This is a genomic window from Pseudoalteromonas sp. TB51, from assembly GCF_000498055.1.
Taxonomy (GTDB): Bacteria; Pseudomonadota; Gammaproteobacteria; order Enterobacterales; family Alteromonadaceae; genus Pseudoalteromonas; species Pseudoalteromonas atlantica.
The window spans coordinates 1-10772 of sequence record NZ_AUTO01000105.1; the positions used below are offsets into that span (position 1 = coordinate 1).

Here is a 10772-nt window from a genome sequence, read left to right on the forward strand (position 1 = left end):
TAGCCTCTAACCACTAAATCGCCGAGGTAGTCTACAAATTCAACCCACGACACACCGGTTAATAAAGTAAGCCCAGCAAAAAAGAAGCACAATAATAGTATAGAGGTACCGGTAAAGTTAAATGCTGGCATCATGGCCGATGCAATCACATCGCCCACTACCCCACCGGATGAAAAGTTATAAATATCATCAAAGTTAATGCTGCTGATTGCCGTTGCTGAGGTAATAAATAAAGCAAAGCCAATAACACGCAAAGCAAGTGTGGTGTAGTCGAGCTGTAAAATACGATGAGGTTGTTTAAATAATAAATAGCCAAACAGCTGAATAGCGGCCGGCACTAAATAAGCAAGCCAACCAAATGAGAGTAATAATATATCGGCTACCCAAGCACCGGCAGTGCCTGTAATATTTTTTACGTTTCTAAATTCACCCGTTTGCGACCACGCAGGGTCAGCGGGATCAAAGCTGATTAAAGCACATAAAATGAATATTGCCGCAAAGGTACTGATGATCAGCCCTGTTTCTAATAGTCTTTGCACACCGTTTAGGCGCATAACTTCCTATCCCTCTTTATTGTTCTATTGGCACTTGCTTGCAATCAAATACCTTAGCAGGAAATGCAATTTGATGCACTTTATCTTAATGTGTATGGCCTGATTATGAACAAGTTTTTATAAATTAGAGTGTGTTTATCTTTTGCGGTTAAATTTAAGCAATGTAAGGGCGAATTATTACGCCGTCTTCACCTTTTACTTCTTCCATTACTACATAAGTGCGGCTCTCACTCACGTTTGGCAGCTTTAAAAGAATGTCGCCTAGTACACCGCGGTATTCTGACATATCGTTTACGCGTGTTTTTAATAAAAAATCAAAATTGCCCGATACCAAGTGACACTCTATTATCTCTTCGTGCTGTTTAACCGCCGCACTAAACTCATCAAATACGTCGGGCGATGTTTTGGTAATGGTTACCTCAACATACACAGATAAGCCTTGGCCAAGCTTTGCTGGATCAACCACCGCTTTGTAGCCAAGTATATAACCTTCACGTTCTAACTTTTTTACGCGCTCTAGACAGGGCGTGGCGCTCAGGCCAACTCGTCGGGCCAGTTCTACATTAGAAAGGCGTCCATCGTGCTGTAATTCCATTAAAATTTTACGGTCAATTCTATCTAATAACTGATGCATACACCCAACTAGTTTAATATTCTGTTTATTTTTATTATTTAGATAATAACACTGCCTGGCCTTTTAAAAAAGGTGAGACACACTGCCTTATGATGAATATAATAGTGAAAAATGTTAATCCGTTCTTAATAAGGCAAATTTTATGATTATTGGTGTACCTAAAGAAATTAAAAACCATGAATACCGTGTAGGTATGGTTCCTGCGAGTGTTCGTGAATTAGTAAATCACGGCCACCAAGTGATTGTTGAAACAGATGCAGGTATGGGCATTGGTTTTACTAACGAAGATTACACACAAGCTGGCGCTGAAATTTTAGCCACTGCAGCTGATGTTTTTGCAAAAGCAGACATGATCGTAAAAGTAAAAGAGCCACAAGCTGTTGAGCGTGCAATGCTACGCGAAGACCAAATTTTATTTACTTACCTTCACCTTGCACCTGATCTTCCACAAACTGAAGACCTTGTTAAAAGCAAAGCGATTTGTATTGCTTACGAAACAGTTACTGATGCACGTGGCGGCTTACCGCTTCTTGCACCAATGAGTGAAGTAGCAGGTCGTATGTCTATTCAGGCCGGTGCACAAGCGCTTGAAAAATCTAACCACGGCCGTGGCATGTTACTTGGTGGCGTACCAGGCGTTGAAGCAGCTAAAGTGGTTGTTATTGGCGGCGGCATGGTGGGTCGTAGCGCAGCGCAAATGGCTGTTGGCATGGGCGCAGACGTTGTAGTACTTGACCGCAACATCGATGTACTTCGTGCACTAGACGCGCAATTTGGTAACAAAGTTAAAGCGATTTACTCAACGGCTGACGCACTTGAAAAACACGTACTAGAAGCTGACTTAGTAATTGGTGGCGTACTAATTCCAGGTGCTGCAGCGCCTAAACTAGTAACAGCCGATCACATTAAAGCAATGAAGCCAGGCTCTGCAATTGTTGATGTTGCTATTGACCAAGGTGGTTGTATTGCAACTTCTAAAGCAACAACACACGCTGATCCTACATACATTGTTGATGAAGTTGTTCACTACTGTGTTGCTAACATGCCAGGTGCAGTACCGCGTACTTCTACCTTTGCACTTAACAATGCAACATTGCCGTTTATTATTAACCTGGCAAACAAAGGTTACAAAAAGGCACTACTAGATGACGCGCACTTCTTAAAAGGCTTAAACGTAATTAAAGGCCAAGTAACTTACAAAGAAGTAGCTGAAGCGTTCAACATGGAATATGTTGACCCTCGCACTGCAGTAGAAAACGCGTAATTTTGCGTTTAGTCGTTAGGTGTTATTAAACAAAATAGTTACCTAACTACAAGCAATAAAAAAGCAGCTAATTAGCTGCTTTTTTTGTATCTAAATTTTGACTATATAAATTAATTTATATAAAACGCTTAATTATAAAATCAACTTTTACGCGTTTAGCCTGACCAAGTAGCTTTTTAACCGGTTGCGGGTAATTTTCTACTGTTTCTAAATCATTTGGCCCAGTTAAACGGCGGCAGTGTTTTAAAATTTCCTGCTTTTCGTTATCTATGGCTTGCATAATACTTTGCTGTGGGTCTTCAATTAAAATACCGTTTTCGATATCAAGGCCCCACGCTCGTGGATTAAGGTTATGACCGCTTAATAAGTGGCGTTGTCGGTCGGCGCAAATACCTTTTAAGTGAAACGAGTTACTCTCGTGCTTCCATAAATACACGTTTAAATTGCCGTTATCTATATGGCGCTTTTGCGATTTTACAAATTTATGCAAAATAGTTTCGTATAAATACGGGAGTGCACCAATTTTACTAAACGGCTCACTTGGCGGCAGATAAAAATCGTTTGCGGTTTTATCACCTACTACAATGGTTACTTGCTTACCTTGTTTTAATAATCGACGTAGTGAGCGCATAAGCGGGGCCGGAAAATTGAAATACGGTGTGTAAAGTACAAGCTCTTGCTCTGTGGTATCAAACAAGTTTTTAATTAATCGGTTAAGGCTATTATTACGACGCCCTAAACCTAAAAACAAACGCACACCGAGTGGGTCGGTATTGGGCGTAGTTGGGTTTGCATAACTGGCCGACTTGAGCTCGCGCATTAATTGCTTTTGTTCAAATTTAAAGTCTATTAAGCGCTTAAGCGGGCGTGTATCAATACGTGGCACGGCTTGCGAGCCTATTAGCTTAGACTCAATAAAATCAACCACAGAGTCGCACAGTGCTGCTTGGTCAACTAAAAAGTAACGGTCGAGCCTGTAGCGTTCGTTGTATTGTAAGTACACGTTATTTAAGCTAGCGCCGCTGTATAATAAAGTATCATCTACAACAAAGCCTTTAAGGTGTAACACACCAAACAACTCTTTGGCTTTAACCGGTACACCGTAAACTTGTACGTTTGATTTAAATTTTTCTAAATAGTCACAATATAAACTTGCGTTACCGTCTGATTTTTTTGCACCAATAAGACCACGTTGAGCACGATGAAAATCAACCAACACTTTTATTTCAAGGTTGGGGTTTGCCAACGACACTCGATGCAGCGCTTCAAGTATTTCGCGCCCTGCTTCGTCATCTTGTAAATAAAGTGCCGTAATGTAGATTCTTTTTTTTGCATTGCTAATTAAACGTAGCAATTGCGTACGGTACTCTTGTGCGTTGGTTAAGACGTTAACGTCTTTTGAAGTCAACCCAAATGCGGGTTTTTCCTGCCAAAATAACATAGTTGCCTATTCACTAAGGTCACATAATCTATCAGTGACAAATAAAATTAGGTAAAACATATCAAAAAAATACTAACGGGTCATGAATTAACGAAGCTTTGTTGCTCATCTGTTTGTTTTTTAGCCTTTACGCGGGCTTTTTTATCGTTCCAGACAAAGTCAGTACATAATATTGCACAGCTTTTAATTTTGTCAGAAAAAAATATTCACATAATTTGTTTACTTGTGCCTTGTTTTTCTTAGAATCGAAGCCATTAAGTTCAGTATTAAACGTTTAGGAAAAGATCATGACTGAAGCAAAACACTCTAAGTTACTAATTTTAGGCTCTGGCCCTGCGGGTTACACTGCCGCAGTATACGCTGCACGTGCAAATTTAAACCCCGTTTTAATTACCGGCATTCAACAAGGTGGCCAATTAACGACCACGACTGAAGTTGAAAACTGGCCAGGCGATGCGCACGGTTTAACAGGCCCTGCATTAATGGACCGTATGAAAGAGCACGCTGAGCGCTTTGAAACGGAAATTGTGTTTGACCACATTAATAAAGTAGATGTGTCTAAGCGCCCTTTCACGCTTACTGGCGACCAAGGTACTTACACATGTGATGCATTAATTATTGCCACTGGTGCATCGGCTAAATACTTAGGCTTAGAGTCTGAAACTAATTTTCAAGGTCGTGGTGTATCTGCATGTGCTACATGTGATGGTTTTTTCTATAAAGGGCGTAAAGTTGCCGTTGTAGGTGGTGGTAACACTGCTGTAGAAGAAGCACTTTACTTATCTAATATTGCGGATGAAGTACACGTTATTCACCGTCGTGATAGCTTCCGCAGTGAAAAGATTCTTGCTGATCGCCTTAACGAAAAAGCGCAAAATGGTAACGTAGTCATGCACTACAACCGTACGCTAGACGAAGTACTTGGCGATGACATGGGCGTAACTGGTGTACGCATTAAAGATACACAATCTGATGCTACCGAAGAGCTTGATTTAGCGGGTGTGTTTATTGCTATCGGCCATAAGCCAAACACTGACATGTTTGAAGGCCAACTAGAAATGAAAGACGGCTATTTAGTGGTTGAGTCTGGTCTTAACGGTAACGCTACACAAACAAGCGTACCTGGCGTATTTGCCGCAGGTGATGTGTCTGATCACATTTACCGTCAAGCAATTACATCTGCAGGTACAGGCTGTATGGCAGCCCTAGATGCAGAGCGTTTCTTAGATAACCTATAAACGCTACAAAATTAATAAAGGCTGTTAGTTCAGCCTTTTTTTATGCCTAAAATATAGTTACACTTTTATGATAATTAATAAGTTAAGCCCTCTATGAGAAACCAGCTATACCAACTAAGTGAAACCGATATAGCATTTCCAAATCCCGAATATGCACTTACCTCCCCCGATGGACTGCTTGCCATAGGCGGCGATTTATCTGTAAAACGATTAAGTAGTGCCTATAAAATGGGTATTTTCCCGTGGTTTAGCGAAGGTGAGCCCATTATGTGGTGGTCGCCAAGTGAACGCGGCATTGTAGAGCTAAATGACTTTCATATAAGTAAAAGCTTACGTAAACATTTAAAAAAGCACCCTGTTAAAGTAACTGTTAACAATGCCTTTGCTGAGGTGATAGAAGCGTGCTGTGAGCAACGTATAGACACCGAAGGCACATGGATAACAAACGATATGTTAAGCGCTTATATTGCTGCACATGACGCTAATATTGCGCATAGTGTTGAAGTATGGCAAGACGGCGAACTTGCCGGTGGGCTGTATGGCATTATGCAAAATGGCGTTTTTTGTGGCGAGTCGATGTTTCATCATCAAACTAATTGCTCAAAACTGGCCATGTGGGCGTTAGTTAATTGGTTAAAACGCCATAACGCACATTTTATTGACTGCCAACTAGAAAACCCATATTTAACCTCTTTAGGCGCAAAAGTGATCCCTCGCTCAGAATTTTTGACTAAACTTAAACGAGCAAATGCTTACACCCTCAACTCAACCATGTGGCAACCACAGGAGTTAACAGCAATTTATGAGTGAACACATTCCTGCACGCGTTGGTCTTAGCCAAGAGTTTGCTTGTAGCTATTTACCTGACAGGCAAGAGCAATTATTGGTAATACTTGACCCAACCTGTTACAGCACGCATAAATTTGAGATGCTTTTATCGCTCGGTTTTAGGCGCAGTGGTAATCAAATTTATCGACCGCACTGCCCTTCGTGTAGCGCCTGTAACTCGGTGCGCGTGTTAGCCCAAGAGTTTACCCCTTCAAAGTCACAAAAAAGAAAACTAAATAAAGTAAAAGCAAACTTTGAAGTAAGATACACACACGCTAAGCGCGAAGAATATTATCCACTTTATAGTAAATACATTTCAATGCGCCACAGCGATGGCACTATGTTTCCGCCTAATTTAGAACAGTTTCAAAGCTTTTTATTTTGTAGCTGGTTAGAAATAACGTTTATTGAGCTTTGGCACCAAGACACTTTAGTTGCAGTGGCCGTAACAGATTGCATGGATAACGCTGTTTCGGCTATTTATACATTTTTCGATCCCGACTTTGAACACTACAGTTTAGGGACTGTGATGATTTTACAGCAGCTCGAATTTGCCAAACAGCAAAATAAAGAATTTGTGTATTTGGGCTACCAAATCGATGAATGCACCAAAATGAAATACAAAACTCAGTTTTTACCCGCGCAAAAACACGTTAATGACCAGTGGTTGGCTATTTAATTTGCAAAAATGCCCGCTGCGCCTTTACTTATTGGCGTATTTTGGGCAAAATCTGCAGCGTTTAACTATTAAAGAGGTGTTACGCTAAACATGGCGAAAGAAGACGTAATCGAAATGCAAGGGACAGTCCTTGATACTTTACCAAATACAATGTTCCGAGTTGAGCTAGAAAATGGTCACGTAGTTGTGGCTCATATTTCAGGTAAAATGCGCAAAAACTATATCCGTATTTTAACCGGCGATAAAGTAACGGTAGAAATGACTCCTTACGATTTATCGAAAGGACGTATCGTATTCCGTGCTCGCTAAGTGCGTAAACGAGATTTAGTTTTTGGCTAGTGAATAACTAGCTTAAAGCGTTTATTAAATGTAATTGATGGTACTGACTAGCAATTACATTTAATAAACAAAAAACCCAGCTTTTGCTGGGTTTTTTGTTGCCTATAAAAAAGCACAAAAAAGCCCACGCGTATCGCGCAGGCTAGTTTTTATACCCATTCGCTTAATTTGCGGATTGGTATTATAAGTGAATACACTTATTTAAGCGGGTGTTAAATTACTTTCATAGTCAAAGTTAATTTTCTTATCTTTAACTGATACTTTAACAGTACCGCCATCAACCAGTTCACCAAAGAGTATTTCGTTAGCCAATGGCTTTTTAAGCTCATCTTGAATAACACGAGCCATTGGACGTGCACCCATTGCTTTATCGTAGCCTTTATCTGCTAACCACTCTCGGGCCTTAGAGGTCAGCTCAAGGTTAACTGACTTCTTATCTAATTGTGCTTGCAGCTCAACTACAAATTTATCGACCACTTGCAAGATAACGTCTTTTTCAAGGTGGTTAAACCAAATAATATTATCTAAGCGGTTTCTAAACTCAGGTGAAAATACCTTGTTAATTTCACTCATTGCATCGTGCGTATGATCTTGCTCGGTAAAGCCAATCGATTTACGTGTGGTTTCTTGCACGCCGGCATTGGTTGTCATAACCACCACTACGTTTCTAAAGTCAGCTTTTCGACCATTGTTATCGGTTAACGTACCGTGATCCATTACTTGCAGTAGTATGTTGTAAATATCTGGATGGGCTTTTTCAATTTCATCCAATAATACAACAGCATGCGGGTTTTTAATAACGGCTTCGGTAAGTAAACCACCTTGTTCAAAACCAACATACCCAGGAGGCGCACCAATTAAACGGCTTACTGCATGGCGCTCAACATACTCTGACATATCAAAGCGGATAAACTCAACGCCCATACATTTAGCAAGCTGTTTAGTAACCTCGGTTTTACCTACACCCGTTGGCCCCGCAAATAAGAACGAGCCCACTGGCTTATCTTCGTTTGCAAGCCCCGAGCGAGATAAACGAATCGCAGATGTTAGCGCCTCGATAGACTGATCTTGCCCAAACACTAACATTTTAAGATTACGATCAAGATTTTTAAGCGTTTCTTTATCGGTCGATGACACACTTTGAGCTGGGATACGTGCCATTTTAGCAATAATCGATTCAATATCTGATACACCAATGGTTTTTTTGCGCTTAGAGCTTGGCTGCAAACGCTGGTTGGCACCGGCTTCATCTATTACATCAATGGCTTTATCAGGTAAATGACGCTCATTAATGTATTTAGCACTTAGCTCTGCAGCTGCTTTTAATGCTTTTTGCGTGTAACGAATACCATGGTGTTCTTCGTAACGCTCTTTTAAACCATTTAAAATTTTAGTGGTATCGGCCACACTTGGTTCAAGTACATCAATTTTTTGGAAACGACGCACTAACGCACGGTCTTTTTCAAAAATATTTTTATACTCATTGTAAGTGGTTGAGCCCATACAACGTAACTGCCCGCTTGAAAGCAGCGGTTTAAGTAAGTTAGAGGCATCCATAACACCACCCGATGCAGCGCCTGCACCAATAATAGTGTGTATTTCATCAATAAATAAAATTGAGTTAGGTTTTGCTTGTAACTCTTTTAATAAGCTCTTAAAGCGTTTTTCAAAGTCACCGCGGTACTTAGTACCGGCAAGCAATGCGCCCATATCAAGCGAATATACAACAGCATCGGCAATTACTTCAGGCACTTGTTCATTAACAATGCGGTACGCAAGGCCCTCTGCAATGGCTGTTTTACCTACCCCTGCTTCACCAACAAGCAGTGGGTTATTCTTTTTACGACGACATAAAACTTGCACGGTGCGCTCTACTTCGCTGTCGCGCCCTACTAATGGGTCAATGTTACCGTCTTTGGCTTGGGCATTTAAATTAGTGGTAAAGCTATCTAACTTACTTGCCTCTTCGTTTTGAACCTCTTGTACTTCTTCATGAATGTCGTCAGTGTCATCTCCTAACTCATCATCCGTTTTAGAAATACCATGAGAAATAAAATTCACTATATCTAAGCGAGAAATATCGCTTTTCTTAAGTAAATAAACCGCTTGGCTTTCTTGTTCAGAAAAAATAGCAACGAGCACGTTAACGCCTGTAACTTCGTTTTTACCAGATGATTGAACATGAAAAACCGCACGTTGAAGCACGCGCTGAAAGCCCAGTGTTGGTTGGGTTTCGCGTTCTTCTTCTAAATCGGGAATAACCGGTGTGGTTTCGTCTATGAATTCTAATAGTTCGGTTTTTAAACCAGAAATATCAACACCGCAGGCGTTTAGCGCTTCGCCTGCTGAAGGGTTATCTAAAAGCGCAAGTAAAAGGTGTTCTACCGTCATAAACTCATGGCGGCGTGTACGCGCTTCACGAAACGCGGCATTTAACGTTAGTTCTAAGTCTTTGTTTAGCATTGGCAACCCCTTACTGAGATAATTATTTTATACCACAACAATGAGATGATTGATCACCTAATTGGTATTTATTCCTGCTCACAACTACAAAGCAGTGGATGCTCGTTATCCCGTGCATAACGGTTAACTTGTTCCGCTTTGGTATGGGCTACATCGGCACTAAATACACCGCATATCCCTTTACCTTTTTCGTGAACTTGTAGCATCACATCAGTTGCTCTATCGCTATCCATATTGAAAAACGTCATTAGAACTTCTATTACAAAGTCCATTGGCGTGTAGTCGTCGTTATTTAAAACAACTTTGTATTTTCGCGGTGGCTGCAGCTTTTGCTTTTCACTATCGCGAACTGTGTCGATGACACCTGAATCTTTCATACCACTCATAATTAAATATAGTCTTGTCTTTAGAACTCAAGCAAACTTGAATAAAAAATAAATTAAATGTTAAAAAAATACCACAAAACACTTGACTGACTGGCCAAATAAACTACAGTCAGAAGTAGATTGATTAATCCTTAGTCAGTCTAGCAAATTATACGGTTTAGAATAACTAAATTAGTCAACTTATAGAAGGATGTAGAAGTATGGCTTGTGGTAAAGTCAAATGGTTCAACAACGCCAAAGGTTTTGGTTTCATCGTAGAAGACGGCTGCGAGAATGATATTTTCGCTCATTACTCAACGATTGTAATGGACGGTTATAAGACACTTAAAGCTGGTCAGGATGTAACATTCGAGCTAGAACAAGGCCCTAAGGGCTTACACGCTAAAAACATTGCGCCTAACGGCGACATTTTAGAGTGATCAAAATTTGTTCGACTAAAGCGAGCGACCTAATTTAGATCCTCGCTTAATTCCCCACTTACCATTCAACTCTCTTCTTATTACTAAATTGCTCCTGTACACGCTAAATTCAACCCTTTTCCTTGATTTTATTTTATATACCCCAATGTTCTAACAGTTACCTGCTAATTAAGGCTGTTCAAAAGCGCAAGCGCTAGCCCTTTTTAAACAAGCTTGTTACACTCTTGTTGCTAAATTACGCGGTTACATTTTAGCTCATGCTTTTACGCGGCTAAAATACGTGTACTTTGCAACCTATAAAAATCAGTTAGTCAGGTGTGACTATTCTGCCTTTTGGCATATTAAGAGTACCGACACCTAACAAACTGCTTGTTAACGCAACCATGCGCTAATGAGTTTCTTTGCATTGTTGAATACGGCCACTGCGGCCTACTATCTAGGAATGATGATGACATCAAAAATTATCTACACTAAAACGGACGAAGCTCCGGCGCTAGCAACCTACTCGTTGCTACCAATTATCCAAG

At 40.5% G+C, this 10772-nt stretch carries 12 protein-coding genes; 7 read left to right on the forward strand and 5 right to left on the reverse strand.

Translation table 11 applies throughout. From position 1 onward, the window contains the following. Together L650_RS0105095 and lrp are read right to left on the reverse strand one after the other, a co-directional pair. On the reverse strand, window positions 1–554 hold a 554-nt coding region (locus tag L650_RS0105095; protein ID WP_029772424.1), incomplete at its 3' end, for a DNA translocase FtsK 4TM domain-containing protein. 154 nt (window positions 555–708) lie between these two features. After that, a complete protein-coding gene (lrp, locus tag L650_RS0105100; protein ID WP_004586747.1) occupies window positions 709–1188 on the reverse strand; it encodes a leucine-responsive transcriptional regulator Lrp in 480 nt (159 codons plus the stop codon). Window positions 1189–1330: 142 nt separating this feature from the next. Between lrp and ald the strand changes: the two genes are divergently transcribed. Then, window positions 1331–2452: an alanine dehydrogenase gene (ald, locus tag L650_RS0105105; protein WP_004586748.1), complete on the forward strand. Its 1122-nt coding sequence runs from the start codon at window positions 1331–1333 to the stop codon at window positions 2450–2452. A 115-nt stretch (window positions 2453–2567) separates the two neighbouring features. Here the strand turns inward: ald and pssA are convergent, their stop codons facing one another. Further along, window positions 2568–3893, reverse strand: coding sequence for a CDP-diacylglycerol--serine O-phosphatidyltransferase (gene pssA / locus L650_RS0105110; protein WP_029772425.1), 1326 nt, complete (start codon window positions 3891–3893; stop codon window positions 2568–2570). 287 nt (window positions 3894–4180) lie between these two features. On the opposite strand from pssA, the gene trxB reads away from it, so the two are divergent. From trxB to infA, 4 genes are all read left to right on the forward strand, one after another. Next, window positions 4181–5131: a thioredoxin-disulfide reductase gene (gene trxB / locus L650_RS0105115; protein WP_024033489.1), complete on the forward strand. Its 951-nt coding sequence runs from the start codon at window positions 4181–4183 to the stop codon at window positions 5129–5131. Window positions 5132–5224: 93 nt separating this feature from the next. Further along, complete coding sequence (gene aat, locus L650_RS0105120) at window positions 5225–5941, forward strand: leucyl/phenylalanyl-tRNA--protein transferase (protein ID WP_029772426.1); 717 nt, start codon at window positions 5225–5227, stop codon at window positions 5939–5941. Continuing rightward, a complete protein-coding gene (locus tag L650_RS0105125) occupies window positions 5934–6638 on the forward strand; it encodes an arginyltransferase (RefSeq protein ID WP_024033487.1) in 705 nt (234 codons plus the stop codon). Before aat ends, L650_RS0105125 begins: the two co-directional genes overlap by 8 nt. A 90-nt stretch (window positions 6639–6728) precedes the next feature. Further along, entirely contained in the window at window positions 6729–6947 is a 219-nt protein-coding gene (infA, locus tag L650_RS0105130) for a translation initiation factor IF-1 (RefSeq protein ID WP_002962494.1), read from the forward strand. Window positions 6948–7178: 231 nt separating this feature from the next. Here the strand turns inward: infA and clpA are convergent, their stop codons facing one another. Further along, window positions 7179–9440: an ATP-dependent Clp protease ATP-binding subunit ClpA gene (clpA, locus tag L650_RS0105135; RefSeq protein WP_029772427.1), complete on the reverse strand. Its 2262-nt coding sequence runs from the start codon at window positions 9438–9440 to the stop codon at window positions 7179–7181. A gap of 68 nt (window positions 9441–9508) precedes the next feature. Further along, window positions 9509–9817 (reverse strand): ATP-dependent Clp protease adapter ClpS, encoded by a 309-nt coding sequence (clpS, locus tag L650_RS0105140; protein WP_004586754.1) that lies wholly within the window; start codon window positions 9815–9817, stop codon window positions 9509–9511. 209 nt (window positions 9818–10026) lie between these two features. On the opposite strand from clpS, the gene cspD reads away from it, so the two are divergent. After that, window positions 10027–10245 (forward strand): cold shock domain-containing protein CspD, encoded by a 219-nt coding sequence (gene cspD / locus L650_RS0105145; protein ID WP_004586755.1) that lies wholly within the window; start codon window positions 10027–10029, stop codon window positions 10243–10245. Between the two features lie 448 nt (window positions 10246–10693). Beyond that, window positions 10694–10772 (forward strand): NADP-dependent isocitrate dehydrogenase (locus L650_RS24815; protein WP_223230539.1); only part of this gene is annotated, 79 nt, incomplete at its 3' end.